Origin of the sequence: Mangrovimicrobium sediminis, from assembly GCF_004745945.1 — a bacterium.
Classification (GTDB): Bacteria; Pseudomonadota; Gammaproteobacteria; order Pseudomonadales; family Halieaceae; genus Mangrovimicrobium; species Mangrovimicrobium sediminis.
The window spans coordinates 53,689-80,360 of record NZ_SRLE01000002.1; the positions used below are offsets into that span (position 1 = coordinate 53,689).

General features: G+C 62.2%; 29 protein-coding genes. 20 read left to right on the forward strand and 9 right to left on the reverse strand.

Annotation, left to right across the window (positions count from 1 at the left end):
• Window positions 1–331: 331 nt before the first annotated feature.
• A complete protein-coding gene (glyA, locus tag E4634_RS01795) occupies window positions 332–1,594 on the forward strand; it encodes a serine hydroxymethyltransferase (RefSeq protein WP_135440898.1) in 1,263 nt (420 codons plus the stop codon).
• Window positions 1,595–1,639: 45 nt separating this feature from the next.
• Here the strand turns inward: glyA and E4634_RS01800 are convergent, their stop codons facing one another.
• Complete coding sequence (locus tag E4634_RS01800) at window positions 1,640–2,113, reverse strand: hypothetical protein (RefSeq protein ID WP_135440899.1); 474 nt, start codon at window positions 2,111–2,113, stop codon at window positions 1,640–1,642.
• 94 nt (window positions 2,114–2,207) lie between these two features.
• Window positions 2,208–2,642, reverse strand: a complete 435-nt coding sequence (locus E4634_RS01805; RefSeq protein ID WP_135440900.1) for a hypothetical protein — start codon at window positions 2,640–2,642, stop codon at window positions 2,208–2,210.
• A gap of 216 nt (window positions 2,643–2,858) precedes the next feature.
• On the opposite strand from E4634_RS01805, the gene nrdR reads away from it, so the two are divergent.
• From nrdR to ribA, 10 genes are all read left to right on the forward strand, one after another.
• On the forward strand, window positions 2,859–3,323 hold the full coding sequence (nrdR, locus tag E4634_RS01810) for a transcriptional regulator NrdR (RefSeq protein WP_135440901.1): 465 nt from the start codon (window positions 2,859–2,861) through the stop codon (window positions 3,321–3,323).
• A gap of 3 nt (window positions 3,324–3,326) precedes the next feature.
• A complete protein-coding gene (gene ribD / locus E4634_RS01815) occupies window positions 3,327–4,448 on the forward strand; it encodes a bifunctional diaminohydroxyphosphoribosylaminopyrimidine deaminase/5-amino-6-(5-phosphoribosylamino)uracil reductase RibD (protein ID WP_346763328.1) in 1,122 nt (373 codons plus the stop codon).
• Window positions 4,449–4,478: 30 nt separating this feature from the next.
• Window positions 4,479–5,153 carry a riboflavin synthase gene (locus E4634_RS01820; protein WP_135440902.1) on the forward strand — a complete coding sequence of 225 codons (675 nt, stop codon included), beginning with the start codon at window positions 4,479–4,481 and terminating at the stop codon, window positions 5,151–5,153.
• 2 nt (window positions 5,154–5,155) lie between these two features.
• Window positions 5,156–6,259 carry a 3,4-dihydroxy-2-butanone-4-phosphate synthase gene (gene ribB, locus E4634_RS01825; protein ID WP_135441109.1) on the forward strand — a complete coding sequence of 368 codons (1,104 nt, stop codon included), beginning with the start codon at window positions 5,156–5,158 and terminating at the stop codon, window positions 6,257–6,259.
• Between the two features lie 87 nt (window positions 6,260–6,346).
• A complete protein-coding gene (ribH, locus tag E4634_RS01830) occupies window positions 6,347–6,820 on the forward strand; it encodes a 6,7-dimethyl-8-ribityllumazine synthase (RefSeq protein ID WP_135440903.1) in 474 nt (157 codons plus the stop codon).
• Window positions 6,821–7,273, forward strand: a complete 453-nt coding sequence (nusB, locus tag E4634_RS01835) for a transcription antitermination factor NusB (protein WP_135440904.1) — start codon at window positions 6,821–6,823, stop codon at window positions 7,271–7,273.
• Window positions 7,274–7,390: 117 nt separating this feature from the next.
• Window positions 7,391–8,311: a thiamine-phosphate kinase gene (gene thiL / locus E4634_RS01840; RefSeq protein ID WP_206046765.1), complete on the forward strand. Its 921-nt coding sequence runs from the start codon at window positions 7,391–7,393 to the stop codon at window positions 8,309–8,311.
• Window positions 8,292–8,804, forward strand: a complete 513-nt coding sequence (locus tag E4634_RS01845; protein ID WP_434783490.1) for a phosphatidylglycerophosphatase A family protein — start codon at window positions 8,292–8,294, stop codon at window positions 8,802–8,804. Before thiL ends, E4634_RS01845 begins: the two co-directional genes overlap by 20 nt.
• Entirely contained in the window at window positions 8,801–9,472 is a 672-nt protein-coding gene (locus E4634_RS01850) for a retropepsin-like aspartic protease family protein (RefSeq protein ID WP_167854722.1), read from the forward strand. Before E4634_RS01845 ends, E4634_RS01850 begins: the two co-directional genes overlap by 4 nt.
• A 64-nt stretch (window positions 9,473–9,536) precedes the next feature.
• Window positions 9,537–10,124: a GTP cyclohydrolase II gene (gene ribA, locus E4634_RS01855; protein ID WP_135440908.1), complete on the forward strand. Its 588-nt coding sequence runs from the start codon at window positions 9,537–9,539 to the stop codon at window positions 10,122–10,124.
• An 81-nt stretch (window positions 10,125–10,205) separates the two neighbouring features.
• Here the strand turns inward: ribA and E4634_RS01860 are convergent, their stop codons facing one another.
• Window positions 10,206–11,108 (reverse strand): polyprenyl synthetase family protein, encoded by a 903-nt coding sequence (locus E4634_RS01860; RefSeq protein WP_135440909.1) that lies wholly within the window; start codon window positions 11,106–11,108, stop codon window positions 10,206–10,208.
• Complete coding sequence (xseB, locus tag E4634_RS01865; RefSeq protein WP_135440910.1) at window positions 11,108–11,365, reverse strand: exodeoxyribonuclease VII small subunit; 258 nt, start codon at window positions 11,363–11,365, stop codon at window positions 11,108–11,110. The genes E4634_RS01860 and xseB overlap by 1 nt, the downstream gene beginning before the upstream one ends.
• Before the next feature lie 85 nt (window positions 11,366–11,450).
• Here xseB and E4634_RS01870 point away from each other — a divergent pair, with 85 nt between their 5' ends.
• Window positions 11,451–12,626, forward strand: coding sequence for a DegT/DnrJ/EryC1/StrS family aminotransferase (locus E4634_RS01870; protein ID WP_135440911.1), 1,176 nt, complete (start codon window positions 11,451–11,453; stop codon window positions 12,624–12,626).
• Window positions 12,623–13,327, forward strand: a complete 705-nt coding sequence (locus E4634_RS01875) for a WbqC family protein (RefSeq protein WP_206046766.1) — start codon at window positions 12,623–12,625, stop codon at window positions 13,325–13,327. The genes E4634_RS01870 and E4634_RS01875 overlap by 4 nt, the downstream gene beginning before the upstream one ends.
• A 111-nt stretch (window positions 13,328–13,438) precedes the next feature.
• Here the strand turns inward: E4634_RS01875 and E4634_RS01880 are convergent, their stop codons facing one another.
• Together E4634_RS01880 and E4634_RS01885 are read right to left on the reverse strand one after the other, a co-directional pair.
• Window positions 13,439–14,563: a glycosyltransferase family 2 protein gene (locus E4634_RS01880; RefSeq protein WP_135440912.1), complete on the reverse strand. Its 1,125-nt coding sequence runs from the start codon at window positions 14,561–14,563 to the stop codon at window positions 13,439–13,441.
• A 102-nt stretch (window positions 14,564–14,665) separates the two neighbouring features.
• Entirely contained in the window at window positions 14,666–15,862 is a 1,197-nt protein-coding gene (locus E4634_RS01885; protein ID WP_135440913.1) for a polysaccharide pyruvyl transferase family protein, read from the reverse strand.
• A 295-nt stretch (window positions 15,863–16,157) separates the two neighbouring features.
• On the opposite strand from E4634_RS01885, the gene E4634_RS01890 reads away from it, so the two are divergent.
• The 5 genes from E4634_RS01890 to E4634_RS01910 all read left to right on the forward strand — a co-directional run bounded on the left by E4634_RS01890 (window position 16,158) and on the right by E4634_RS01910 (window position 21,959).
• A complete protein-coding gene (locus tag E4634_RS01890; protein WP_135440914.1) occupies window positions 16,158–17,120 on the forward strand; it encodes a hypothetical protein in 963 nt (320 codons plus the stop codon).
• A gap of 107 nt (window positions 17,121–17,227) precedes the next feature.
• Complete coding sequence (locus tag E4634_RS01895) at window positions 17,228–18,259, forward strand: sulfotransferase domain-containing protein (protein WP_135440915.1); 1,032 nt, start codon at window positions 17,228–17,230, stop codon at window positions 18,257–18,259.
• A gap of 71 nt (window positions 18,260–18,330) precedes the next feature.
• Window positions 18,331–19,191, forward strand: coding sequence for a sulfotransferase domain-containing protein (locus E4634_RS01900; RefSeq protein WP_135440916.1), 861 nt, complete (start codon window positions 18,331–18,333; stop codon window positions 19,189–19,191).
• Complete coding sequence (locus tag E4634_RS01905; RefSeq protein ID WP_167854723.1) at window positions 19,191–20,654, forward strand: lipopolysaccharide biosynthesis protein; 1,464 nt, start codon at window positions 19,191–19,193, stop codon at window positions 20,652–20,654. Before E4634_RS01900 ends, E4634_RS01905 begins: the two co-directional genes overlap by 1 nt.
• Window positions 20,655–20,951: 297 nt before the next feature.
• On the forward strand, window positions 20,952–21,959 hold the full coding sequence (locus E4634_RS01910; RefSeq protein ID WP_240725064.1) for a glycosyltransferase: 1,008 nt from the start codon (window positions 20,952–20,954) through the stop codon (window positions 21,957–21,959).
• A gap of 8 nt (window positions 21,960–21,967) precedes the next feature.
• On the opposite strand, the gene E4634_RS01915 is transcribed toward E4634_RS01910, so the two are convergent.
• Window positions 21,968–22,861, reverse strand: a complete 894-nt coding sequence (locus E4634_RS01915; protein ID WP_135440919.1) for a glycosyltransferase family protein — start codon at window positions 22,859–22,861, stop codon at window positions 21,968–21,970.
• Window positions 22,862–22,974: 113 nt separating this feature from the next.
• Between E4634_RS01915 and E4634_RS01920 the strand changes: the two genes are divergently transcribed.
• On the forward strand, window positions 22,975–23,910 hold the full coding sequence (locus E4634_RS01920; RefSeq protein ID WP_167854724.1) for a stealth conserved region 3 domain-containing protein: 936 nt from the start codon (window positions 22,975–22,977) through the stop codon (window positions 23,908–23,910).
• Window positions 23,911–23,940: 30 nt separating this feature from the next.
• Complete coding sequence (locus E4634_RS01925) at window positions 23,941–24,333, forward strand: FAD synthase family protein (RefSeq protein ID WP_135440921.1); 393 nt, start codon at window positions 23,941–23,943, stop codon at window positions 24,331–24,333.
• Window positions 24,334–24,335: 2 nt separating this feature from the next.
• Here E4634_RS01925 and E4634_RS01930 read toward each other — a convergent pair whose 3' ends face one another.
• On the reverse strand, window positions 24,336–25,427 hold the full coding sequence (locus E4634_RS01930) for a CDP-glycerol glycerophosphotransferase family protein (RefSeq protein WP_167854725.1): 1,092 nt from the start codon (window positions 25,425–25,427) through the stop codon (window positions 24,336–24,338).
• An 82-nt stretch (window positions 25,428–25,509) separates the two neighbouring features.
• Complete coding sequence (locus tag E4634_RS01935) at window positions 25,510–26,670, reverse strand: glycosyltransferase family 4 protein (RefSeq protein WP_135440923.1); 1,161 nt, start codon at window positions 26,668–26,670, stop codon at window positions 25,510–25,512.
• Window positions 26,671–26,672 lie beyond the last annotated feature (2 nt).

Genomic DNA, 26,672 nt, shown 5'->3' on the forward strand with positions numbered 1-26,672 from the left:
CTTTTTAGGATGCCATCAAAAAAAGTGGGGTCAGATGTGACTTTTAAAGATGTCTGTGGCGTGTGGGTTGGCATGGGGGTGCAGTCTGCGCGGAGCCCGACCCCTCCTCGAAAGTCGTAACTGACCCCACCTACCGGGCGCGTGCCAGGTGTGAGGCATCTTTTAAAGTCGTATCTGACCCCACTTTCTGGGGGTGGCGGGGGTTGCACGAAAAGTGGGCGATTGCTGGTTCTGCGGGCCTGGCTTTTTCTGTAAAATGCGCCGCTTTCCAATTGTCGCCCCGGCCGTGAATCGGCGCGCGGGGCGGCTCAGCAGACGCCGGGAGTCCAGCATGTTCGACAAAAGCATGACCATCGAGGGGTTCGACGACGAGATCTTCTCCGCCATCGGTGAAGAGGAGCGTCGCCAGGAGGAGCATATCGAGCTGATCGCCTCCGAGAACTACGCCAGCCCCCGGGTGATGCAGGCACAGGGTACCGTGCTTACCAACAAGTACGCCGAGGGCTACCCCGGCAAGCGCTACTACGGCGGCTGCGAGTACGTCGACAAGGCCGAGGAACTGGCTATCGCGCGCGCCAAGCAGTTGTTCGGCGCCGACTACGCCAACGTGCAGCCGCACTCCGGCTCCCAGGCCAACAGCGCCGTGTACCTCGCCCTGCTGCAGCCCGGGGACACCGTGCTTGGCATGAGCCTCGACGCCGGCGGCCACCTGACCCACGGCGCCAAGCCCAACTTCTCCGGCAAGGTCTACCACGCGGTGCAGTACGGCCTGAACGCCGAGACCGGCGAGATCGACTACGAGCAGGTCGAGGCCCTGGCCCTGGAGCACAAGCCGAAGATGATCGTCGCCGGCTTCTCCGCCTACTCAGGGATTGTCGACTGGGCGCGCTTTCGCACCATCGCCGACCAGGTCGGCGCCTGGCTGATGGTCGACATGGCCCACGTCGCCGGCCTGGTTGCCGCCGGCGTCTACCCCAACCCGGTACCCTTTGCCGACGTGGTCACCTCGACCACCCACAAGACCCTGCGCGGTCCGCGGGGCGGCATCATCCTGGCCCGCGCCAACGAGGAACTGGAGAAGAAGTTCAACTCCGCGGTGTTCCCCGGCGGCCAGGGCGGCCCGCTGATGCACGTCATCGCAGCCAAGGCAGTGTCGTTCAAGGAGGCGATGAGCCCCGAGTTCGTCGAGTACCAGAAGCAGGTGGTGAAGAACGCCAAGGCCATGGCGGCGACCTTTATCGAGCGCGGCATCAATATTGTTTCCGGCGGCACCGAGAACCACCTCATGCTGGTGGACCTGATCGGCAAGCCCTACACCGGCAAAGACGCGGACGCAGCGCTGGGCGACGCCTATATCACGGTCAACAAGAACGCGGTGCCCAACGATCCGCGCTCGCCGTTCATCACCTCGGGCCTGCGCGTGGGTACGCCGGCGATCACCACCCGTGGCTTTGGCGAAGCGGAGTGCGTAGAACTCACCCACTGGATGTGCGACGTGCTGGAATCCCTGGAGAACGGCACCTCAGAGCAGGTGATTGCCGAGGTGAAGGCGAAAGTCCTCGCCATCTGCGCGCGCTTCCCGGTCTACGGCTGAGCGCTCGGCTCCTCGTTCACCGACTACCCAGCCGCACAGGCTGGGTCACCGCGCCAGTTCCCCCGGCGCGGCGCCGGTGGGGCCTTCGGCCGGTGCTGGAACCGGCTGCGGCGGCGGTCCCGGCTGGGGCACCTCGCGCAGGGCCGACCAGGTGCCGCTGGTGCCGCTGCCATCGGTGCAGCGCATCACGCCTTCCATATAGATAGCTGTTGGGTCTTCGGCGATGTAATTGGGCATACAGCCGCCGGTGAAATGCATGATGACCTGGGTCTCCAGGGACAGCCCGACGCCGGCGGAGCCATCGCCCATCTCAAAGTTGATGAATGGCCCGATCTGGTTGATGTCCAGGCTGGAAACCAGGCAACTGCCCACCCGCCAGCAAAACTCGATGTTCCAGGCCCCGCCCACCGGGGTAGTGTCTATCGCCTGCGATTGGGCGGGCGCGGTCCCGCACAGCCCTGCAAGCAGCAGTGCGGCGGCGGTCGGCAGGTGTCGGTAGGTGGTGTTGGTTTGGTTCATGGCAGCCCCCCAAAGCACAGAATAGTGCGTTTTGCTGGGGAGAGAAAAGGCGGGGGCGATACCTGCCCCCGCCGGATGCGTCAATGCGCAGGGTTTAGCGCGGCCCGGCAGAGCTGACGCCTGCCGCTTGCACACTCGCGCCGGCAACCTTGGTTGCGGTCCATGTGCCGGAGTCAGTGGAGCCCTCGGTGCACTTCATGCGGCCCGACATCAGCGTGGCGCTCGGGTTTTGTGCAATGTAATTGGGCATGCAGCCACTTTGGTAGTGCAGGATGACCAGGGAGTTCAGTGCGAGGCCGACGCCGGAACCGCTGTCACCGGTGGTGAAGGTGGCGAACGGGCCGAACTGCACGATATCCAGGCTGGTGGTGCCACAGCCGAAGCCATCCCAGCAGAACTCCAGACTCCAACTGCCGCCTACGGGCGCCGCCGCGACTTCTGACTCCCCTGCAGAAGCGCCGTGGCTGAGGCTCAGCGCAAGCGCTGAACCGAGGACAAAACGGGATACATTCATCAATGAATTTTTCAAGGCAAATCTCCTTTTCTTAGTGTTGGGCCGCGCTGCGGAAATGGCGGCCCGTCGTAGGGACGTGCGGTCGCCGAGGCGACCGCTGCTAAGCCTAGTACAGGCTGGCGCTCGCTCAAGGTGAAATTGAGTTGCAGTGGACAAATAATTGCGCCCGAGGGTTTTTATCCCGGGAAATGTGTTACTCTTCAACAACTTACGATGTCAGGAGAGGCCTGAATGCACTGTCCTTTTTGCGCCGCGGAGGATACCAAGGTCATCGATTCGCGACTGGTGGCAGAGGGCGACCAGGTGCGCCGCCGGCGCGAGTGCCTGAGTTGCAGCGAACGCTTCACCACCTACGAGGTGGCGGAACTGGTGATGCCGCGCATCATCAAGCAGAACGGCGACCGCGAACCCTTCAACGAGGACAAGCTGCGCGCCGGCTTCCAGCGTGCGCTGGAGAAGCGCCCGGTCTCTGTCGAGAGCATCGAGGCGGTGATCAACCAGATCAAGCACGAGCTGCGCGCCACCGGCGAACGCGAGGTGCGTTCACTGGTGCTCGGCGAGCTGGTCATGGAGCACCTGAAGAAACTCGACAAGGTTGCCTACGTGCGCTTTGCCTCGGTGTACAAGAGCTTCGAGGACATCGAGGAGTTTCGCCTCGCCATCGAGTCCCTGGAGGCGGAGCCCAGGACCGACTGACGCGTGGCCGACTCGCGTGACATCGAACTGATGGCGCGGGCGTTGCGCCTGGCGCGCCGCGCCCGTTACTCCGCCCGCCCCAACCCCCATGTCGGCTGTGTGCTGACGCGCGACGGTGCGGTGATCGGCGAGGGTTTCACCCAGCCCGCCGGCGGCGACCACGCCGAGATCCAGGCCCTGAAAGCCGCCGGCGATGCGCGCGGCGCCACTGCCTATGTGTCCCTTGAACCCTGCGCCCACCAGGGTCGCACCGGACCCTGCGCCGATGCCCTGCTCGCCGCCGGGGTGACCCGCGTGGTCGCGGCCACCCGCGACCCCAACCCGCAGGTCGCCGGCGAGGGGCTGCGCCGCCTTGCCGCGGCGGGAGTTGCAGTGGAGTGCGGCGTGCTGGAGCGCGAGGCGCGGCGCGAGATCGCCGGGTTTATCGCGCGCATGGAGCGCGGCCGCGGCCGCATGCGGGCGAAGCTGGCCATGTCGCTGGACGGGCGCACCGCCATGGCCTCCGGCGAGAGCCAGTGGATCACCGGCCCGGCGGCCCGCGCCGATGTGCAGCGCCTGCGCGCGCGCAGCTGTGCCGTGGTCACCGGTGTGGGCACGGTACTCGCCGACGACTGTTCGCTGACCGTGCGCGCGGCGGAACTGGGCCTGCCTCCGGAGGATATCGCGCTGGCCACAGCGCACCCGCCGCTGCGCGTGGTGCTGGATTCCGGCCTGCGCACTCCGCTCGCGGCGAAGGTTCTCGACGCGTCGGCGCCCAGCCTGTTGTGCCATGCCGCGGATACTCCTGTGCCGCAGGCGTTGGCCGCCGCCGGTACCGCCCTGTGCGCGCTGCCGCGCGACGCGCGGGGCCTCGACCCCCACGCCCTGGCCGCCGTGCTGGCGGCGCGGCATTGCAACGAAATTCTGGTAGAATGCGGCCCCCGTTTGGCCGGGTCCCTGCTGCGCGCAGGCCTGCTGGACGAACTGGTGATATACACGGCGCCGGTGCTGCTGGGCAGCAGTGCGCGCCCCCTGCTGGACCTGCCGCTGGCGCATATGGCGGACAAGGTCGCACTGCAAATCGAGGATCTGCGCCAGGTGGGGCAGGACTGGCGCATCACCGCCATCCCCACCGCGCACAGCTAGGAGCCCGCCGGCGCGGGCGTTCGGAAGACTATGTTTACAGGTATTGTCCAGGCCGTCGGCGAGGTGGCCGCACTGCAGCCCTCCGGCGGCGACCTGCGGCTGCGCATTCGCAGCGGCAAGCTGGATCTGGCCGACGTCGAACTCGGCGACAGCATCTGCACCAGCGGCGTCTGCCTCACGGTGACCGAACTGCCGGGCGACGGCTACTGGGCGGACGTGTCGGTGGAAACCCTCGATTACACCACTCTCGGCAAGCTGGCGGTGGGCGACCGTGTGAACCTGGAAAAATCCCTGACCCCGGCCAGCCGGCTGGGCGGGCATATCGTCTCCGGCCACGTCGATGGCGTGGGCGAGGTGGTCAGCCTGCATACGGACGCCCGCTCCACCCGCTTCGTGCTGCGCGCGCCGGATGCCCTGGCGCGCTACATCGCGCACAAGGGCAGCATCACCGTGGACGGCACCAGCCTCACGGTCAACGCGGTGAACGGCGCCGAGTTCGACCTCAACATCATTCCCCAGACCATGGCCGAGACCCTGTTCAGCGAGTACCGCGCGGGCACCCGGGTGAACCTCGAGGTCGACCTGATCGCCCGCTACCTGGAGCGCCTGGTGCTGGGCGACGCCGCGGCGCAGCCGGGGGCCGCGGGATTGTCGCTGGAAACCCTCGCCGAGCACGGTTTCCTCGGTGGAGGTAAGGCACGGTGAACATGCAGGTCAACAGCGTCGATGAGCTGGTCTCCGAACTGCGCCAGGGGCGCATGGTGGTGCTGGTGGACGACCACACCGAGGATCTCAACCAGGGCGTGGTCATGCTGGCCGCCGAGCACTGCGATGCCGGCCACGTCAACTTCATGGCGCGCAAGGCGCGCGGCCTGGTGTGCCTGGCGCTGACCGAGGAGCGCTGCCGCCAGCTGGACCTGCCGCCGATGGTGGACGACGCGATTGGCGAGAAATCCAATTTCACCCTGTCCATCGAGGCGGCCGAGGGCATCGATACCGGCATCTCCGCTGCGGACCGGGCACACACCATCCAGGTGGCGGTGGCGCCCCACGCGCAGCCTGCGGACATCGTCCAGCCCGGGCATATCTTCCCGCTGACCGCGGTGCCGGGCGGGGTGCTGACCCGTGCCGGGCACACCGAGGCCGCCACCGACTACGCGCGCCTGGCGGGCCTGCTGCCGGCGGCGGTCATCGCGGATATCCTCACGCCGGAGGGCACCCTGGCCGAGGGCCAGGCGCTGGCGGATTTCGCCGATGCTCATGAGCTGAAGATCGGCAGTATCGCCGACCTCATCCACTTCCGCCTGGTCAACGAGCGCACCATCGAGCGCGTGCGCGAGGGCGCCATCCAGACTGCCTACGGCGAGTTTCACCTGGTGGCCTACCGCGAATTCAACAGCGGCGACATCCATCTCGCCCTGACCCGCGGCGACATCGCGCCGGACCAGCCGACCCTGGTGCGGGTGCACGCGCAGTCGGCGCTGCGCGACCTGTGCCACTCGCACCTCGACGAGCGCCCCAGCTGGAGCATGGCGAAATGCCTGGAGGCGGTGGCCGCCAGCGAGCGCGGGGTGATCGTGCTGCTGGCCCGGGACGAATCCCCCGAGCGCCTGCTGGACAGCATCGACATGGCCCTGGGCGGCACGCCGGCGGCGGTGCTCAGCCAGCCGGATATCTATACCTCGGTAGGCCTGGGCTCACAGATTCTGCGCGACCTGGGGGTGGGAAAAATCCATCTGATGGGTGCGCCGATCAAGTACAATGCCATCTCCGGGTTCGACCTGGAGGTGCTGGATTTCGTGGACCCCTGACTGTGTAAATGGCTGCGTTAGCAGCTATGCAAGCACCGCGAACAACATGCAAGCACCCGCGCGGCGGGCGACGAGAAGGAACGACCAATGAGCGATATCAAGACCATCGAGGGCGATTTCACCGGGGCCAAGGGCAACTACACCCTGGTCGTGGGGCGCTGGAACAGTTTCGTCGTCGAGCACCTGCTGGAGGGCGCGGTGGACTGCCTGCGCCGGCATGGCGTGAGTGAGAGCCAGATCACCATCGTGCGCGCCCCGGGTGCGTTCGAGATCCCGCTGGTGTGCAAGAAGGTCGCGGCGAAGGGCGACAGCGACGCCATCCTCGCCCTCGGCGCGGTGATCCGCGGCGGCACCCCACACTTCGAGTACGTCGCCGGCGAGTGCACCAAGGGCCTGGCCTCGGTGACCATGGAATACGGCATCCCGGTCGCCTTTGGCGTGCTCACCGTGGACACCATCGAACAGGCGGTGGAGCGCTCCGGCACCAAGGCGGGCAACAAGGGCGAGGAAGCAGCGATGTCCGCGCTGGAAATGGTCAGCCTGCTGGGCAAGCTGGGCTGAATGAGCAAGCAGCAACCCAATACCCTCGCCGCCGAGCGACGCAAGGCGCGCCACTACGGCATGCAGGCCCTGTACCAGTGGTACATGGCCGAGGCGCCGCTGAACAACATCGAGGCGGAGTTTCGCACCGACTACGACTTCGCCCATGTCGACCTGGAGTATTTCCAGGCCCTGTTGCACGGCGTGCCCGCGCAGGTGGATGAACTGGAGGCGATCTTCGAGCCGCTGCTGGACCGCCGCATCACCGACCTCGACCCCATCGAGCGCACCCTGCTACGCATGGGCACCTTCGAGTTGCGCGAGCGCATCGACGTGCCCTACAAGGTGGTGATCAACGAGGCGGTCTCCCTGGCCAAGAAATTCGGCGCCACCGACAGCCACAAGTACATCAACGGCGTTCTCGACAAGGTCGCGCGCCAGCTGCGCGAGGCCGAGGTCGGCGCCGCGTCCTGAGCCACCCATGCCACACTCGCGGCGAAAAGGGGTCAGGCGAAAAGGGGTCAGAGCCCTTTTTTCGAGGATCAAAAAAAAGGGCTCTGACCCCTTTTCGCCTGACCCCTGTCCTGAAAGATGTCCGTGGGCGAGTTCGAGCTGATTTACCGATATTTCTCGGCGCTGGGCCACGGGCCTGGCGTGGACCTGTCCGTGGGTGACGACTGTGCGCTGCTGCGGCTGGAGCCGGGGGAGCGCCTGGCGGTGTCGGTGGATACCGTGGTCGAGGGCGTGCATTTCCCCGAGGACATGTTCCCGGAGGATCTGGGCTTTCGCGCGGTGGCGGTGGCGGCCTCGGACCTCGCCGCCATGGGCGCCCGCCCGCTGGCCATGACCGTGGCCCTGACACTCCCTGACTCGGACCAGCTCTGGCTTCACTCCTTCAGCCAGGGCGTGGCCCAGGCGGTAAGTGAGTTCTCACTCCCATTGGTCGGTGGCGACACCACGCGCGGGCCGCTGGCGATCTGCGTGCAGGTGATGGGTGCGCTGCCGCTGGACAGCGCGCTGCTGCGCTCAGGCGCCAGCCCAGGGGATGCGCTGTGTGTATCCGGGACCCTCGGCGATGGCGCCGCGGCGCTGGCGGTGCTGCAGGGCGATTTCACCCCGCCGGAGGGGTTCGAGGAAGCGCTGCTCGAGTGCTACCTGCGCCCGCGCGCCCGCCTGGCCCTGGGGCGGGAACTGCTCGGTGTGGCCAGCGCCTGTATCGACATCTCCGATGGCCTGCTGGCGGACGCCGGGCATATCGCCGCGGCCAGCGGCGTCGGCCTGCGCATCCAGCCGGAATTGCTGCCGCTGTCGCCGGCCCTGGCCGGACACGCGGAGCGCGAGCGGGTGTTGCGCTGGGCACTGTCCGGCGGCGACGATTATGAGCTTTGCTTCACCCTGCCTCCGGGCAGCGCGCTCCCCGCCGGATGCACGCGTATCGGCGAGGTGGTGGCGGGCGAGGGCGTCGATGCGGGAATCGACCTGGAGGGCAGCGGTGGCTTCGAGCATTTCTGAGCTTAGCGAACAGGCCCGCCGCGGGCCGCGCCCGGACCTGCGCCGCTCGCCCGCGCAGCTGCTGGCCTTCGGCTTCGGTTCCGGCCTGTCGCCACGGGCACCGGGTACCGCGGGCACCGTAGCCGCCGTGCCGTTGTACCTGCTGCTCGCCCAGCTCGGCTTGCCCGGCTACAGCATTGCGCTGGTCCTGCTCACCGGCCTCGGCGTGCTGGTCTGCCACCGCGCCAGTCGCGAGTTGGGCGTCCACGATCACCCGGGCATCGTCTGGGACGAGTTCGTCGGCTACTGGATCACGCTGTGGGCGATGCCCGTGCACTGGACCTGGATGCTGGTGGGATTCGTGCTGTTTCGCCTGTTCGATATCGCCAAGCCCTGGCCGATCAGCTACCTTGACCGCAGGGTCTCCGGCGGCGCCGGGATCATGCTGGACGATATCGTCGCCGGCGTATTCGCCTGCGCCTGCCTGCACCTGCTACAGGGATGGTTGTCATGAACAGTTCTTTGCACAGCGCGCCAAAGCGCAACGGCCTGCGCGTCCTCGCGCTGGTCGCCGCCTGTCTGCTGGCGTCCCTGGCCGCGGCCGGGCCGCGGGTGGTGGTCCAGGGCCTGCTGCCCGGCGCCGCGATCATCTCGGTGGACGGGGAGCGCAAGCTGATGCGCGCCGGCGACGAGTTCCGCGGCGTGCGCCTGCACGCGGCGACACCGGAGGTGGCCGATGTCGAAGTGGAAGGCGAGCGCATGCAATTGCGCCTGTCCCAGGTCGTCGGCACCGCGTATGCGGAGCCCGAACTACAGTCGGTAGTCATCCGCCGCGACAATGCCCTGCAATACCAGACCCGGGCCGCGATCAACGGGCGCGACGTCATGGTACTGGTGGATACCGGCGCCAACCTGGTGGCCATGAACGAGGCCGATGCGCGCCATCTCGGCGTCGATCTCGCCAATGCCGAACCCACCCAGGTGGAAACGGCCTCGGGCATGGCGCGCGCCTGGCGCGTGAGCCTGCGTTCGGTGGATGTCGGCGGCATCGTCGTCCACAACGTCGAGGCCGGTGTTATGGAGGGCCGCTTCCCGGTCACCATTCTTCTTGGCATGACCTACCTGCGTCACGTCAAAATGGAGGAAAAGCAGGGTGTTATGACCCTGTTTCGCACACAGTAGCGGCGCTCGCCCCGCGCGCTGCAAAACTGTTAGAATACGCGCCCCCGCTACGGATGAATTTTTCTTGACTGTACGCTTCGTAGACTCCGCTAGCCTGCCCACCGCCTGGGGCGAGTTCGACATGCACGGCTTTGAAGACGCGCAAGCCAACAAGGAGCATGTGGTGCTCACCATGGGTGATGTCGGCAATGGCGAACCCGTGTTGGCCCGGGTGCATTCCGAGTGCCTGACCGGTGACGCCCTGTTCAGCATGCGCTGCGACTGTGGCAACCAGTTGCAGGCAGCCCTGGAGGCGATCGCCGCCGAGGGCCGCGGCGCCCTGTTCTACCTGCGCCAGGAGGGTCGCGGTATCGGCCTGCTCAACAAGATCCGCGCCTACAAGCTGCAGGATGCGGGCGCCGACACGGTGGAGGCCAACGAACGCCTCGGCTTCGGCGCCGACATGCGCGACTACAGCATCCTCAAGCCCATGTTCGACCACCTGGCCATCGACTCGGTGCGCCTGATGACCAACAACCCGCGCAAGGTGCAGGCGCTGGAGGAGTTGGGGGTAAAGGTGGTCGAGCGCATCCCGCTGCACACCCACAGCAATCCGCACAACGAGAAATACCTGCGCACCAAGGCGGGCAAGCTGGGGCACCTGTTCGGCTGACACCCTGCGCGCGCTGCTCCAGCGCTCGCACTCTTATCCAGCTTCAGCGCTAGCGTCTTGCGTCAGAGATAGGGATTTGTTTCAGCGGTCACGTTCCACGATGTACCGCGCCAGTTCGCGCAGCCGGTCGGCAGAAGCGCCGAACGTCTCCAGCGCGGTGAGCGCCGCCTGCAGCAGCTGTTGTGCCTCCTGCCTGGCGCCGTCCAGCCCCAGCAGTTTCACGTAGGTCGGCTTGTTCGCGGCCGCGTCCTTGCCGCCGGTCTTGCCCAGTGCCGAGGGGTCGCCGTCGACATCGAGAATGTCATCGACCACCTGGAAGGCGAGCCCGATGTGCCGCCCGTAGTCGTCCAGGGCGCGCAGCTGCGCCTCGCTGGCGCCGGCGGCGATGCCGCCGAGGGCGAGGGCGGCGCGGATCAGCGCCCCGGTTTTCAGCTGGTGCATCGCCTGGAGTGCGGCCAGGTCCATGTCCGTGCCGGTGGCATGTATGTCGATGTACTGGCCCCCGACCATGCCCTGCATCCCCGACGCCCGGGCCAGTACGCCGATCATCGCGACCTTCTGCGCTGCATCCAGCACATCGCTCCCGGCGATGACCTCGAAGGCGCGCGCCTGCAGGCCGTCGCCCACCAGGATGGCGGTGGCCTCGTCGTAGGCCCGGTGCAGGCTGGGTTGGCCGCGGCGCAGGTCGTCGTCGTCCATCGCCGGCAGGTCGTCGTGGATCAGCGAGTAGGTGTGGATCAGTTCCAGGGCGTGGGCGGGCGCGGCGGAGCGTGTGCGGTCAGCGGCACCGAGTGCGGCCGCGGCCGCGTGGCACAACACCGGGCGGATGCGTTTGCCGCCATTGCCCAGCGAGTAGGCGCCCGCTTCGGCCAGCCCCCCGGGTACCGCGGGACAGTCGCTGCCCGGCGGTTGGCACAGGGCGGGAAGCGCCTGTTGAAAGTCCTGTTCGCAGTCCTGCAGGAAGCGCGCAAGCTCCGGGCTCACTACGGTTCCTCGGTTTCGTCGAAGGGTGTTGCACGCGGTTCGTCGCCGTTTTCCACCAGCAGTTTGACCTGTTGTTCGGCGTCCGTCAGCTGTGCCTGGGCGCGGCGAATCAGGGTGATTCCCTGTTCGAAACTCGCCAGAGAATCCTCAAGGGGGGTTTCCGTGTTTTCCAATTTTTCCAGCAGTTTCTCGATGGATTCCATGGTAGATTGGAAATCGGGGCTCGGGCTTTCAGCCTTTTTTTTGCCTGTACTCATGCAGTGATCCTCTGGGGCGGGGGGCGTGGCCGCAAGCCTGGATGCTGATAAAACTGGGGCAATGGTAGTCGAATTTGGAACCTGTATGAAGTCGATAAAGTCGGCCGGCGACCTCGCCATCAACGGCGCTCCGCCGGCTTTTCCCGAGATGCTGCACGTCGGGCGTCCCTGGGTCGGCCCGCGCGAGGCCTTCGATAAATATGTCGATGGCATCTACGAGAGGAACTGGCTGACCAACGACGGTCCGCTGGTGCAGGAACTGGAGCGCCGCGTCGCCGAGCACCACTGTGTCGAGCACTGCGTGGCCATGACCAACGGCACTATCGCGCTGGAAATCGCGATTCGCGCCCTGGAACTGGGCGGCGAGGTCATCGTTCCTTCCTATACCTTCATTGCAACCGCGCACGCACTGCACTGGCAGGAAATTACCCCTGTGTTCGCTGACATCGACCCCGCGACACACTTGCTTGATCCCGCGGCAGTGCGACGCATGCTCACACCGCGCACCTCCGCCATCATTGGCGTGCACCTCTGGGGACGTGCCGCGCCGGTAGACGAGTTACAGGCCATCGCCGACGAGCACGGTCTGCACCTGATGTTCGACGCCGCGCACGCGTTTGGCTGTTCCTACAAGGGCCAGATGATCGGCAGTTTCGGGGCCTGCGAGGTACTCTCCTTCCATGCCACAAAGTACTTCAACAGCTTCGAGGGCGGCGCTGTCCTGACCAATGATGTCGTCCTGGCAGACAAGATGCGCCTGATGCGCAACTTCGGTTTCTCGGGCATGGACAACGTCATCCATCCGGGAACCAACGGCAAGATGAGCGAGATCTGTGCGGCGATGGGGTTGGTCAATCTCGATTACCTGGAAGAGCGCAAGCGGGTGAATCGACTCACCTATGAATCCTACCGATCAGCGTTGCAGCGGATACCCGGGTTGTCGGTGCTGGAGTATAACGACGCGGAGAGCAACAACTACCAGTACGTGGTCGTCGAACTCGACGCCCGCTTCCCCAGCAGTCGCGATGCTTGCCTAGAGGCGCTGCACGCAGAGAATATTCGCGCTCGTCGGTACTTCTGGCCGGGTTGCCATCGCATGCAACCCTACCGGAGCCTGTTTCCCCACGCCGGGCTTCTACTGCCAGAGACGGAAGATATTGCCGCCCGTGTCCTAGTGATGCCTGCCGGTGGAATGGTTGATGAAACGGTGGTCGAGACGGTGGCTGCGGTGTTTCGGGTGCTTGCAGAGAATCCGGCGTGAAGCTGGGAATCATGCAGCCTTATTTTTTTCCTTACCTGGGCTACTTCCAGCTGTTGAATTACGTTGATGAATTCGTGCTCTACGACAATATACAGTTCACCAAAAAAGGGTGGATTCACCGCAACCGGATCCTTATGAATGGCGCGCCCGTCTATGTTTCGCTGCCGTTGAAGAAAGACTCGGATTACCTGGATGTTGTGCGGCGGGAAATTGCGGAGAGTTTTGTGCAAGAGCGTGAAAAAATGTTGCGCCGCATTGCGGCGAGTTACCGCGCAGCGCCCCAGTTTTCAGCTGTATTCCCGATGCTGGAGGACTGCCTGCGCAGTTCAACCTCTAACCTGTTCGTCTTCCTGCGCGAGTGCATTCGCGCCGTATGCAGTTTCATAGGCATCGAGACGCGGTTGGTGACCTCTTCCACGATACCCGTGGATCACACTTTGCGGGCACAGGACAAGGTCATCGCGATCTGCGGGGCACAGGGTGCCTCCGGCTACATTAATCCAATTGGGGGGGTTGGCCTATACTCCGCCGATGCGTTCGCCCGGCAGGGCGTAGAGCTGCAATTCCTGGAACCACAAATCAGGCCCTACGCGCAGGGCGGCATTGAATTCGTACCGAACCTTTCCATGATCGATGTGATGATGTGGGTACCGCCCGATGAGTTGCGAGAGCGATTGCAGGAGTTTCGCCTGGTCGCATGAGTGCAGGATGGACCATGTCTACTTGGTCTGGGTATATTCGGACACACAACCGGCACGCAACTGCAGGCTCACTGGAGACGATGGCATATGGCGGTACCATGGGGCGCTCCGCTAGCGCAGCCCGGCAAACGCGAGTTGCAGGTCCCGGTAGAAGAGCCGCAGGAAATACCGCGGAAACTGGCGGGTACGTAATTTCTGCGTCAGGTACTGCGCTGAAGCGAATTGGCCGCATGCCAGTAGTCGGGAAATCTCCGGCGCTGGTGTCGACACGTAGCCGCTGACTTTAGCGGACATTCGGGCGAGGAAGATACGCGCGTCACCCGTGTAGAAATGAACCCGCCCGTCGCGCTGCTCCGCGCAGCCGTGGAGTTCGCCCACCAGTTTGTCGATGTCGTTTCCCAGCGCTGTCATTACTTGGTCACTCGCCAATGGCTGCAACAGGTCAGCCAGTCGGAGGCTCGCGCAGAGCTGAGCCTGGAGACAGTCAAACCTGGCTCGGGACGGTACGGGGTGTCTTGCCTCGATGACGGTCGCGACGAGTTCCAGCATGCGCAGGTCATGGGCCAGTTGGTTGGGCCGGTTGCCCGACATGCTTCCGTCGTGAACCCGGTAGTGTACAAATGCATCTGCGGCCGGGCATGGCGGCCCGTAGTGTGCTAGTAGCCTGAGCCAGAAATCGTAGTCCTCGCAGGCTTTCAGGGTAGTGTCGAAACGCAATCCAACGTTCCTGGCCGCATCGGCGCGTACCAGCCACGCATGTGGAGGGGCGATATTGGCAAAGCACAGGGCGGCCTCCAGTTCCTCCGCCTCAGGGAGTGTCCAGCCAGCGAGTAGTCGGTGACGCAGGCGTTGTGTCAGCGAGCCGGTGGTCATTTTCAGGTGGGTGCGGCAGCAGCAGAAGACTGCTTGCGGATTTGCCTCCAGGGCGTCGATCTTACGCTCTATGCAGCGTGGGTCGAGCCAGTCATCCGCGTCGAGGAACTGCAGGTAGTCGCCGCGAGCCAGGTCCATCCCTGCGTTGCGGGCCGCCGGCAGGCCGGCATTTTCCTGTCGGTAGTAGCGCACCCTTGCGCCATAGGCGTCCACCCTGTCAGCGGTGTCGTCGGTAGAGCCGTCGTCGACCACGACCACCTCGGTGTGCGGCCAACTCTGGGCAAGGGCGCTGTCTACCGCCTGCTCGATAAAATGCCCGTAGTTGTAAGCGGGGATGATGATACTGACCAGCGACTTGTTCACGTTACAGGGGTCGGTGGTTCAGGGCTTTCAGGCTGGGCGCGGGGTCTCGTCCGGCCGTGGTGCGCCCCGATTGTAGTGGTCTATCGTCGGGCACCGACTGGCTCAGCGCAGCCTGTGGATCAACCTGCGCAGCTTGCTCCGGCGGGAGCGCGCCTGCTCTCGCAGGGGCTGGCGAGACGATTGGGCAAGAAAGTTGAACGTACACTGGTCTGCAGTTAGGTAGCGGTAGCTGTGTTTACTCGCCGGGATCAGCCGTGAATCAAGCCCATTTTCCGAGATGAACGCACAGTAATTATCGTAGCGTTCGGCGTAGGTTTTACGGAAGCGGGCGAAATTAACCGACGAGGCTAGGGATGTCAGGGTGTGCGAGGCAAGGGTGTCGTATGTTACCGAGGGGAAGTTGAACACCTCGATCATCTCGCGTGTGCGTAGATCCCGGTAGGCGAGCACTGCGGGAACACCCTGGATAAGCGCGGCGATGCATCCGTGAAGCCTCGGTCCAAAAACAAAATCGTGCCCGCCGATGGTATTGAACCAGTCGTCAAAGCCCGCCGGGAAGATACCCCGGTCGCGTACTGCGGCAAGGGCACTCTTGCCATCCTCTAGTGTGTCGTAAAACTTGCGCTCCATTTCAAGCAGTCGGGTATCTTCACCGAGGTCATCTGTAAAGATTGCTTGGTCCTGGAAGTCCTGTCCGAGCAATGGCATGCCCTGGAGCAGAGCGGCCGGGTCGACAGCCAGTGTTTTGTGATAGACCACCAGCGGTTTGTGGACCGGCCCGACCTTGTCGGCAATAGGGAAATCGCGGCCCAGATTCCAGTAAATTGTCGGACAGCCGATCGGCAGTACGTCCTTGTAGCCGTTGCGGTGAAGGACTGAAGCGGTGTAGGGGCCGCGCACACCTATCCAGGTAGAGCTCTCAGCCGCGATATCCAGAATGCGACAGACTGATGTGTGGAGCGGGTAGTTCTCTTCGCCGGGCTGTACGTAGTCTGACAAGCCCAAGGAAACGACGATAACTTTCATCTGCAACTTTTCGACGATATCGGCATAGCGCTGTACGCTGCGTGTAGCGTGCGCGTGTGTGGCGAACGCCATAATGCATGTGTCATAGCGATTCTTCAGCGCTGCCATATCGGAGAAGTCATCGACGTAATCCGCGTCGAATTCCCGCATGATCGCCCTGGTAATCAGGGAGCCGCCGAAATTGCTCGCGAAGTAGGTGTTGTCCTGGCGCCATTTATCGTAGGCCCCGGGGTAGTTGTACTCCGGGCTAATACCGATGGTCATGGCCTTCATGCCGGTCGTTTTCCTGTTCCGAGATCTTATGGTCTGGTCTGAAATTGGCTATCGCACAGCGTCCGGTCGGTGTGGCTTTCAGATACGCCGAGGTCGCGTCATTGTACTGGGATATGCCGACAGAGGCTGCAATGTGTGGGGATATTTAACGATTTTTTTGGTAGTTTGCATATAAAAGTGTTGGCGACCACGCTATCATTTTGCGCAAACGCAGGGTCAGGCAGCGCCTGCTGGACCGCTGGTGCCGAGATGCGCTCCTTGGCCATCTCGCTCTATTCATACGATCAACAACACTATGCAATTAGGCGGTTACTTCGAACTGGAACTGCCGGAGTTCGGCGACCAGGTGCACCGAGATGCCATGGCATTTCAGTCTGCCAGGGCATGCCTTCATGCCTACCTGCGTACGAGCAGACCCCGCAGGTTGCATATACCCTATTTTATATGTCCCAGCATCCTGCCGGCGATCCGGCAACTGGGTATCGAGATTGTCTACTACCGGTTGGGCGAGGAAATGCTGCCGGAGGAGACGCTTTGTATCGAAACCGACGAGCGCCTGCTGTTGGTGAATTATTTCGGGTTGCTCGGAACGCGCCTGGCTACGGCCTGTCCGCAGGTGCCCCGATCCGCGGTCATTCTCGATAATGCACAGGCCCTTTTTTCCCCCCCTCTGCCAGGCGTCGCTGCCACAATATATTCACCGCGGAAATTCCTCGGTGTTACCGATGGGGGATTCCTGTACACCGAGGCCGCAGTGCCTTGCCCTGATACCGCGTTTTCTGCCCACGAGCATCTGGCACATCTGTTGTTGCGCGCCGCTGGGGAGACCGAGGCGGGATATCGTAGTTACCAGCGTGCGGAAGCAGCCCTGGATGATTTCGAACCCAGGGCGATGTCTATGATCGCCAGGCGCCTACTGAGCTCGGTGGATATGAGCTTCGTGGCTAGCTCGCGTACCAACAACTTCAACCGTTTGCACGCAGCCCTGTGCGATGTTAACCGTCTCCCTGTCGACCTCGCGATACCTGCACCACTGTGCTACCCACTCATGCTTGAGCATGACGTTACGGATTTCTATCGCCAATTCCATGCAAGGCATATATACCTGCCGCGCTACTGGCCCGAGTGCCCCGCTCTGGGTGTTGGTGGGCAGGAGGAAAAACTGGCGAGGCATATCATTTATCTGCCGGTTGACCAGCGAATGTCCGCGCAGCAGGTGGACGAATTGTTGAAGGTCATAGAGGTGGTGTGTGGTTGAGTGCAGCGAGGGTGGCGTGTCTCGGCAGGGAAATCGGAAAGGGGCTGGTAGCGGATCGCCTGCTTGGGTATTGGGTTCAGACGGGCGCATTGGGTGGGGAGTTGCGTGTGGCAGGTGACAAAACCTCAACCCCATTCGCCTCACTTGAGCGGTCTCCCGAGTTCGCTGAAAATCCGCGCCTCAATATGTTGCTTGCGGAGCTTGCCCGCCAGCTCGGCCCGGTGGATGCTCTGGCCAGTGCGAATCTGCAGGCCCCAAAATTCCCACCGCTAATGGTGCTCGGGAATCCCAGGAGTGGCACGACCCTGCTTATGAGTCTGTTGCAGCAGTCTGGCGGGTTTGCGGTGCCGACCAATGTCCTGGCCCGGTTCGCCTACGCGCCCTACCTCGGTTCGTTGATCCAGCAACTCCTGTTTAACCCGGAGTTCGACTACCGCGGCCAGCTTGGTGGTGCCGCGGGCGGGGAGGGCGGGCATTCGGTGCTGGGTTCGACCCGTGGTCCGTTGAACGTCAACGAGTTCTACCATTTCTGGCGACGTTTTTTCCCCGCAGGTGATATCGCCGAGCTGGATGCCGGAGCACTGCAGGCTGTAGATATCGAGGGTCTTCTGCGCGGTATCGCTGCTATCGAGTCGGTATTTATCCAACCGGTGGCGCTCAAGGCGCTTATGCTGCAGTTCAATCTTTCGCATTTCCAGGCTCTTCTGCCACCGGTATTCTATGTGTATATCCGTCGTGATCCTGTGGATGTCATGTGTTCGATACTGCGTGCACGGATGCGGTATTACGGCGACGAACGACAGTGGTGGTCAGTGAAGCCAGCCCAGTATGAGCACCTCAGGCACCTGTGTGTCGAGGAGCAGATAGCCGGGCAGGTGTACTATACCGAGCGCGCTATAAGGAGCGGCTTGCGTGTAGTGCCGGAAAACCTACAGTTGGTCGTGGATTATGAGTCGATTTGCCGTGCACCTGCGGATGTCATCGCGGAGTTGCGCCGGTCCTACCGAGAGCTCGATGTCACTTTGGAAACGCCTGGCCAGTTGCCGGAGCGGCTTGCTGTTTCGCACAGCGAGGATGTCCCGGTGGAGATGCGGGAAAGACTGCGCGAAGCCTATTCCCGGCTCGATTTGGAGTCTTAGGCCTTGAGTGTGAATTCGGGAGCCTGGAAGCGCTGCCTCTTTGGTGCCAGATCGACATGGGGTGGTAACTCTTGATCTCCTCACGCCCCGGCTTGCTGCACCGCCTGCTTGGCGCACTTGGCATCTTCCAGCGGGGAAACAGTCCGCAGTTTATGGTGATCGGTGCGCAAAAGGCAGGGACTTCATCACTGCACAGTTATCTCAGCCAACATCCGCGTCTGTGTGGTTCCAGTCCCAAGGAACTGCGCTATTTCAACTCCCGGCGATTCGAGATGCATAGCCTGGGTAGGTACTGTCGCGATATGCGCGGCCCGGCCGGCAGTATCTTCTTCGAGTCGACACCGGATTACCTCTACTCACCCCAGGCAGCCGGTAGAATCGCCGGGGCGTATCCGGATATCCGGTTGATCGTAGTCCTGCGCGAGCCGGCGGCGCGCGCTTACTCTGCCTGGAATCATTTACGTGAGCTGTTCGAAAGCGGCGGGTATCGCGCCCGGGCCAGGAGTCGGTATCGTATGCCCGACAACCTGCTCTACGAGAAGCTATTTATCGGCCGGGAGTGCTTTCCAGGCTTTCGCGAGTGTCTGGATGTCGAGCTGGAGATGATCGCACAGGGTGAGGGGCTGGAGCCCTCGCTGCTACGCAGAGGCCTGTACTTTGAGCAATTGCAGAAGTACTGGGCTTTCATCCCCCGAGAGCAGATGCTGATCCTCGGTTTTCGCGAACTGGTAGTGCAGCCACTAGTCGCCCTGGAGCGCGTGGCCAGGTTTGTTGGCCTTGAGGGTTGGCCGGAGATTGATCTCGACCTCGCTCCGAGGAACGCACGTCGATATCCAGCTCGTATGGCGGAAGCAGACGCCCGATTCCTTGAGCGATACTACGCACTGCCCAACGCGGAACTGGTCGCTGCGATCGGCGAGATCGACTGGTAGTGGCCGCCCAACTACGACAGAAAACCACTGTCGGCGTGGCCTGGAGCCTGCTCGAGCGTGCTGTGTTCAGAGGGGTGGGGGTGCTGGTCACCCTAGTGCTCGCGTGGTTCGTCGTTCCCGAGAGTTTCGCGCTAATTGCTGTTGTCAGCGTCTGCCTGGCTTTCGTCAACGTGATTGTCGATGGAGGAATGACTGATGCGCTGATCCGTATGCGAGCTTGTAGTACTTCCGTCCTCAATACGGTCTTTGTCTGCAATCTCGTTGCGGCGGTTGCGATGTATGCAGGGCTGTGTGCCGCCGCACCGTTTCTGGCGGAATTCTTTCGACAGCCGAGCCTCGTGCGCCTCTTGCCGGTGGGTGCGCTGGCGACGCTGTTCTATGCCCTGTCCGCGGTGCATCGGGCACAGCTGGTTCGCAAGATGAATTTCCGAGTGCAAATGCGTGTGTCGTTTCCCGCGGCTTTTTGCTCGGGACTGATAGCCATTCTGCTGGCGATGCTGGGATTCGGCGTGTGGGCGCTTGTGTTCCAGATCGTATTGCAAGCGGCCTTGCAGGCTGCGTTGTACTGGCGCGTCAGTGACTGGCGGCCGCAACTCAAGTTTCACTGGCAGGATTTCCGCGAAATTTTTGCCTTTAGTGGTTTCCTGCTTCTCGCACGTATCCTCAATGTCCCCTTCAGGCATATGTATGTCATAGTGATAACAAGGCTCTATGCTCCCGAGGTGGCCGGCCTATATTTTTTTGCCGAGCGGGTTCGAAACCTTTTGCTGGATCAATTAGTTGCCGCGATCCAGTCCGTAACCTACCCGGCTCTTTCCAGCCTGCAGAACGACGATGCCCGACTAAAGCAAGGCTACCGCGATATCGTAGCGACGAGTGCTTTCCTTTTTGCGCCTCTGGTGATTGCGGTGGTGGTCTTGGCGCCATTGTTTGTCGAAGTCATTCTGCCGGAGCGTTGGCTCTCGGCATCACCTTACCTGCAACTTACGATTCTTGCCGGGTTGCTCTACCCGCTGCACGCGGTAAACATCAATATCATGAAGGTTAAGAGACGTGCTGACCTCGTTTTCTGGGTCGGGGTCGTCAAGAAGTGTATGGCCGTGGGAGTATTGTTGGTTTCTTTGCGCTGGGGTGTCATGGGTGTTTTGGTAGGGCAGGTGATCAACTCATTCCTCTCGTTTCTGCCAAACAGTTATTGTTCGAAGCGTCTACTGGGATATACGTCTTGGGAGCAAGTGGTTGATTACGCCCCAAGCGTTCTCCTGGCAATTGCCGCGGGCGGATTCGCGACCGGCCTCCAGCTGTTGCTGGACTTGACGCCCGTGTTGGCATTGCCAATGGCTGCCGTTGCAATGCTGGCTACATACGGCAGTCTAGCCTACCTGTTTGGAATGCGCGGCCTGCGTTTCGGCCTCGCGATTCTTGGCGACCTCTCCTCGCGACGCTCCCAGAGCGACTGCTGACCGAAGGGTGTGTGCTTATCTTTATGCGCCGGTACGGTGTGGAAATTACATTCCCTGTTGCTCGCAAGGAAGAAGCCTGAATTTTGCCGCCGTCAGTGGACTGTCATCGGCTATTCTCATATCGATCCGTCGCTATTGGTGCGGATTAGTGGTGCAGCTCCTGCTGCTTGGCGTCGCCATGGCGGGCGGTATACCATGTCACGCAATTCTATTGCCTCGCCTCGTCAAAAGCTGCATGAAACGTTCTGGCCAATACTGCACAGGCTCTCTTAAGCGCATCGGACATAGCGCTTGGAAGTGAGCTCTAACAGTCAGGCGCTGCCGACCGAGGCGGAGATCATCGCGACATGGCGGGATCCTCAAAAGATTGACGTCAGTGTACTGTGCCCGACGTACAATCATTGCGCCTACGTCGAGTATGCTCTTCGGGGTTTCCTGCTGCAGTCGGGGAGCTGCTCATTCGAAATACTGGTGCATGATGATGCATCAACCGACGGTACGGCGCAGATCATTCGCGACTACCAGCAACGCTATCCCAACATCATTCGCGCGACTCTGCAGGTAGAGAACCAGTTTTCCAAGGGCGGCTTCAGGCCGGCGTTCTTCCTCGCGAGCCAGGCTCGGGGTCGGTACCTGGCGCTCTGTGAGGGGGATGATAGCTGGGTCGATACGCACAAGCTGCAGCGGCAGGTGGCGGCGCTCGACCAGCGGCCCAGTATCAACCTCTGTGTACACGACGCGTACTGTCTTGATGACTCCGGTGCGCCGTCTTCCTACACATTTCTGGAGCGGGGCTCCGGAGAATGCTTGCTGCGTTACAGGGATATTTTCCGCTGTCACGGCCAATTCGCGCCGACCTCTTCATTTTTCCTGCGTAGTGAGTACATGCAGAATCCACCGGAGTTCATCTACAGCGCACCTATCGGAGATTTCTTCATCGAGGTATTTGCAGGGTCAGGAGGGGTTTGGTACCTCCCGGAAAAGATGTCGGTCTACCGCCGTGCAGTCCCGGGCAGCTGGTCGGCGGAGATAACAGTAGACCACCTGCGCAGTATTACATTCGATAGCTCCTTTTTGGCCAGTCTGGCGGAACTCGAGTCGTACCTACCTGACGACTTGGCCCCGTTGGTGGGATATAAGCGCGTCGATGTCCTCGCAAGCCTTGGCTTGCGGCATGCCGCTCTAGGGCAACTTGGAACTGCACTACGTTACGCCGTGCTATGTTTGCGAGAGAAACCGTTCTATTTTCGTTCCTGGGTGATGCCCTGGCGCGTCCTTCGCCGCTGGGCGCTCAGGGGTCGCTAAGTGGGTATTCAATCGGCGCGGGCGATAAGCGTGCGAATGTCAGGATAAGCCTCCAGTATGCGTCGGAACTGGCGGTCATTTTCGCTGCGGTGGTTGGCATACTTCAGGCTGTCACCGCGGATATCCGGCACCTTCAGATAGTGGTCGAAGGGTCTGGCGAAGTCCATGAGGCGGCACGGTGTCGAACAGCGGAGGCTCATGGCCTTCAGCCACAGGTCATCCGCGCTGGGAGCCAGCTCAGTGAAAGCCTCGACATTTGTCACTTCCCGGTCGAAGCTGGCGGCAGTGTAGATAACGCCACCACAGCCAGTCGGACAAACCAGTAGGGATTCTGCTGATTGCTGGTGCTCGTACTCCCAGCGCGCATATGGTGCGGGTGTGCCGTCGCTGTGCCTCGTGATCAGGTGCGCGCGGCCGCAATGTATAGTTTCGGGTGCCCGGCTGTAGGCCAAGTAGAGACGCTCGATATGGTCGTGAGGATAGATAACGTCGTCGTCGACAGTGACCAGGATGTCGTCGGGATAGCGCAGCAGAGCGGGAATGATTTTCTTGTATGAACGCAGTTCCTCGCAGTACTCGATTTGCAAGCCGCGCGCTTGCTGTAGCGCCAGTATTACGGGAACGGGCTGGTCGCGGAACTCCTCCTCGGCCAACCACAGAATGATTCGATCGGGCTTGACCGTTTGTTGCAGCAGGCTCTCGATGACCAGGTGCACGCTGTGAATGCGATGGGCGTAAGTAGTCAGCGTGACGGTGAGCGAGCGCTCTCGGGGTTCGGATGAAATGCCTGGTGACTTGCTGGTCAACGCGAGGTGGTTGTAGTGGTCCAGTCTCCCGTAAGTGGTGTGCAGTTTCAGCCATTCGCTGAACTTTTTAACCTTCCTGAATGGACCGAAGTACATCTACCAAATGCTCGAATTCATATGAAGCCACTCTACTGATTACGCTACAATCCGGTGTTTTCGATCAGCGCCCATCGATGACAGGCGGGGGACCAGGGTTGCAAGTAGACGTAGTGTATACATGGGTCAATCATGAGGACAAGGATTGGCTCGTCCAGTACCAGTCGGCGCTGGCAGCCAATTCGGACGAGGGTGCCCGTCACCGAACTGCGAAGACCATTGCGCGTTTCCAGTGTCGCAACGAGCTCGTGTATTCGATACGTTCCGTGAAGAAATATGCGCCCTGGGTGCGCCGCATCTTCGTGCTGACCAACTGTACACTCCCGGCAGAGGTAGCCGCTGACCCCCGGGTAACCCCGGTCAGCCACGAGGCGGTTTTTCCGGACCCGGCGGTTTTACCTGTTTTCAATTCGCGAGCGATAGAATCGAACCTGCATCGAATTGAGGAGCTGGCCGAGCACTTCCTGTATTTCAATGACGATTTCTTCCTCTGCCGGCCTGTCGAGAAAGGAGATTTCTTCGACGCACAGGGCAATGTGTATGTCTTTCCCAGCAAGCACGATATGCCCGATCCGGAAAAAGCCGACCTGTCGCCATTTGAGCACGGTGCGCTGAACACCTGCCGGCTTGTGTACCAGGAGACCGGATACATGCCCGCAAAACGCCTGCACCACGCGCCGTATCCGGTGAGGCGCAGCACACTCGTGGAGATCGAGCGCAAGTACCCGGAACTCCTGGCGCAGACACGGGAGCACAAGTTCCGGCACAATGCCGACATCCCGCTGGCGACATCCATGCACGCCTACTATTCAGTAGCCCACGGTCGCGGTGAACTGCGCGACTTCGCGTGCCGTTACGTCGACATTGGGGATCCGGCGTTCCTGTTGCTGGTGCTCCCCCTGTCGCCGTTGCGTCGGGGCAAGTACGTGTCACTGTGCCTCAACGAGCGAGAGGATATGCAGTACTTTCCGCGGTTGCGTGACTGGTATGTCCAGCGCCTGCTGGAAAAAATGTTCGGAGGCCCGTCGACTGGGGCGGTCCGGGAATGAATTCAGATAGAGGGGCCCGCGGTCGCAGACATGAGTAGAGTCGTCATTACTTTCGGCACATTCGACGTCTTCCACGTCGGGCACCTGCGTATTCTGCAGCGGGCGGCCGCGCACGGGGACAGCCTTGTGGTCGGCGTATCGACCGACCAGCTGAATCACAGCAAAAAGGGACGCTATCCGGTATACACGCAACAGGAGCGCGCAGAGATCGTCGCGGCGATCAAATGCGTAGACACGGTGTTCTACGAGGAGTCCCTCGATCTCAAGGGCGACTACATCACGCGGTACGCGGCGAATGTGCTGGTCATGGGTGACGACTGGCACGGCAAGTTCGACCATTTCGCGGGCCAGTGCGAGGTGGTCTACCTACCCAGGACGCCGGCCATTTCAACCACCGAGGTAATCGAGAAGATTCGCTACTGATCTTACGCCAGTATTTCCGACAACCTTTCCAGTTGCTGCTGCGCGGCAACGCCGATTGTGGATTGCGCGTAGATTTCCTGCAGTACCTGTTCCTGTAACACGCCGTATTCGGCCGTGAACCGTTCGGGGTCATCAAGGTAGGCGCCGATGGCTGCCTGTAGTCTTTCCAGGCTGTCGACGACAGCGCCTGCGCGGTAGGACGCGTCGAGCGAAAAGCCGTGCCTGAACGGAGCCGGTACATCGAGGAATACGATCGGTCGGCGCAATGCCAGAAAGTCGAAGGCAATTGAGGACCAGTCGCAAAGCAGGATATCGGTTTGCAGCAACAGATCCTCGGTATCCGGGAAGTCGCGCTGTGAACAGAACACCACGCCTGGACAATCCACGCTGTTCATGCTCGAGTTCAGGTGGCTCCTGATCAACAGTGTGGCGCCGTTCTTGCGCGCGACCGCGGCGATGGCGCGGACAAAGTTTTCCGCGGTCTCGCCGAAGGGAAATAACTCGCGTCCGGTATCGTCCTGTTTCCACGTCGGCGCATACAGGATGCGCTTTCCCGGTGGCAGGGTGAGTTCCGCGGTCGACTGCCCACTCGCGGGCGTGCAGTTGAACAGCGAGTCCGTTCGCGCATAGCCGAGCACCCTGAGGCGCTCCCGCTCAAAACCGAAGCGCTCCTGGTACAGCGCTGCCAACAGCGGTGACGACAGCCAGATTTCGTCGTACTTGCGCTGCAGGGCGAAGTCCTTCGGGACGAAACCCTTGAAGGGAATGCCGTGCCAGACGTCCACGAAGCGAATATTGCTGATGTGGATGAGAATGCCCATGGCGTGCAGGCCATGATCCGTAACCATGACGCTGCAGCGCGCCAATGCCGCGATAATTGCGATCTCGGTACCGCTAAGGCAGTGGATACCCTGCCTGCGCAGCGCGGCGGCATATTCCGGGTCCAGGGCGATGAAGCGAACGTCAAGGTCATCGGCGAAGCTCCGTTCCCACTCCCGGTAGAGGGCCTTGAGGTTGCCGGAGAACTGGTGGCCATAGAACAGCACCAGCGGTCGCCGGGGCCGCGGCAGCAGGGGGCGCAGCAACGCCGCCACGGCGGCACAGGCGCCCTGTCGGGCGAGCAGCCACCAGTGCGAGGCGCGTCGGGTATCGATCTTCACCTAGCCCCCGGAGCGCTCATGGCTGTTTTTTCCCGGGTTCCAGCAGCGGACCCAGTGCGTTGTGCAGGTGCTGGTGAAAGCGCGGCCAGCTGTACTTTTCCGCATGGCTGCGACATGCGACGGCCTGGCCGGCAGGTTGTTCCTCGAGTTGTTGCAGGACCCTCCGGGTGAATTCGGCGTAGTCACCCGGTGGGACCAGCTGTCCGCTGTCTTCGCTGATGGCGTCGGCCACACCGCCGCAGTGGAAGGCGATGGTCGGCGTGCCGCAGGCCGCAGCCTCGATCGCGACCATACCGAAACCTTCGACGTCGCCGGGGATCTCCAGCAGCGGAAAGACCTGCAGATCTGCCGCCGCGAAGGCAGCCAGCAAATCCGCATCGCTGACCTGGCCGAGGAATCTCACCTTGTTCTCCAGGGACAGCGAAGCCACGCGCTCCAGTACCCGGCCCATCTCGCCCTGTTGGTTCAGGCTGTCCCCGGGGTTATCGCCAACCACCACCAGTCCGGCTTCGGGCTTTTCAGCAAGGATTGTAGCGAGACAGTTTTCGATGAACCGGGATAAACCCTTGCGTCGCGTGATGCGCCCTGCGAACAGGAGTATCTGTCGGAACGGGATGTCGTAGCGTGCGCAGAAGTCTTCCCGAGAAGCAACCTGAGAGAGGTCAGGGATACTGGTGCCAGGATTGACGACGCTCACCTGTTTCTCCGCCACGCCCCGTTCGCAGGCCAGCGCCATGGTGTTGTGGCTGTTGGCGATGACCAGGTCGGCGCCGCGCAGGCAGGGGGTGAACAGGGTTTGGTATGCGAGGTTGTCCACCACGATGTCCAGGCCGTGGACGAAAACCGCCGTCGGTACACCGAAGCGCAACTGCAATGCGCGCAGGGAGGGCGCTGCCAGTCCGCTGCCACCGATAACCAGGTCGAAACGGCGCCGGCTGCAGGCGCGCCAGGCGGCGAGCGTGCCCCGGGTGACGAAGCCGCCGAGCGAGGCGGGTACTTCGACGACCTCGCAACCCGCCGGCGCCCAGACGCTGCAGCCGCGTGGCCCGACGATGCTCAACTGCGCCCACTCGGCGAGCCCCTGCGCGGTGTGCTGCATGAGCCTTTCCATACCGCCGGTCAGCGGCGGGAAGTTGCGGGTGACCAGCAGCAGTTGCGGTTTGTCTGGGTTCGGCATGG

Excerpts from the sequence above, each read along its gene's own strand:
- thiL (WP_206046765.1), top strand. The coding sequence starts at position 7,391 with ATGTCCGTGGGCGAGTTCGAGCTGATTTACCGATATTTCTCGGCGCTG.
- E4634_RS01915 (WP_135440919.1), bottom strand. The coding sequence starts at position 22,861 with ATGTACTTCGGTCCATTCAGGAAGGTTAAAAAGTTCAGCGAATGGCTG.
- nrdR (WP_135440901.1), top strand. The coding sequence starts at position 2,859 with ATGCACTGTCCTTTTTGCGCCGCGGAGGATACCAAGGTCATCGATTCG.
- glyA (WP_135440898.1), top strand. The coding sequence starts at position 332 with ATGTTCGACAAAAGCATGACCATCGAGGGGTTCGACGACGAGATCTTC.
- E4634_RS01925 (WP_135440921.1), top strand. The coding sequence starts at position 23,941 with ATGAGTAGAGTCGTCATTACTTTCGGCACATTCGACGTCTTCCACGTC.
- nusB (WP_135440904.1), top strand. The coding sequence starts at position 6,821 with ATGAGCAAGCAGCAACCCAATACCCTCGCCGCCGAGCGACGCAAGGCG.
- ribB (WP_135441109.1), top strand. The coding sequence starts at position 5,156 with ATGCAGGTCAACAGCGTCGATGAGCTGGTCTCCGAACTGCGCCAGGGG.
- E4634_RS01935 (WP_135440923.1), bottom strand. The coding sequence starts at position 26,670 with ATGCCGAACCCAGACAAACCGCAACTGCTGCTGGTCACCCGCAACTTC.
- E4634_RS01890 (WP_135440914.1), top strand. The coding sequence starts at position 16,158 with ATGCAATTAGGCGGTTACTTCGAACTGGAACTGCCGGAGTTCGGCGAC.
- E4634_RS01820 (WP_135440902.1), top strand. The coding sequence starts at position 4,479 with ATGTTTACAGGTATTGTCCAGGCCGTCGGCGAGGTGGCCGCACTGCAG.
- ribH (WP_135440903.1), top strand. The coding sequence starts at position 6,347 with ATGAGCGATATCAAGACCATCGAGGGCGATTTCACCGGGGCCAAGGGC.
- E4634_RS01885 (WP_135440913.1), bottom strand. The coding sequence starts at position 15,862 with ATGAAGGCCATGACCATCGGTATTAGCCCGGAGTACAACTACCCCGGG.
- xseB (WP_135440910.1), bottom strand. The coding sequence starts at position 11,365 with ATGAGTACAGGCAAAAAAAAGGCTGAAAGCCCGAGCCCCGATTTCCAA.
- E4634_RS01850 (WP_167854722.1), top strand. The coding sequence starts at position 8,801 with ATGAACAGTTCTTTGCACAGCGCGCCAAAGCGCAACGGCCTGCGCGTC.
- E4634_RS01870 (WP_135440911.1), top strand. The coding sequence starts at position 11,451 with ATGAAGTCGATAAAGTCGGCCGGCGACCTCGCCATCAACGGCGCTCCG.
- E4634_RS01800 (WP_135440899.1), bottom strand. The coding sequence starts at position 2,113 with ATGAACCAAACCAACACCACCTACCGACACCTGCCGACCGCCGCCGCA.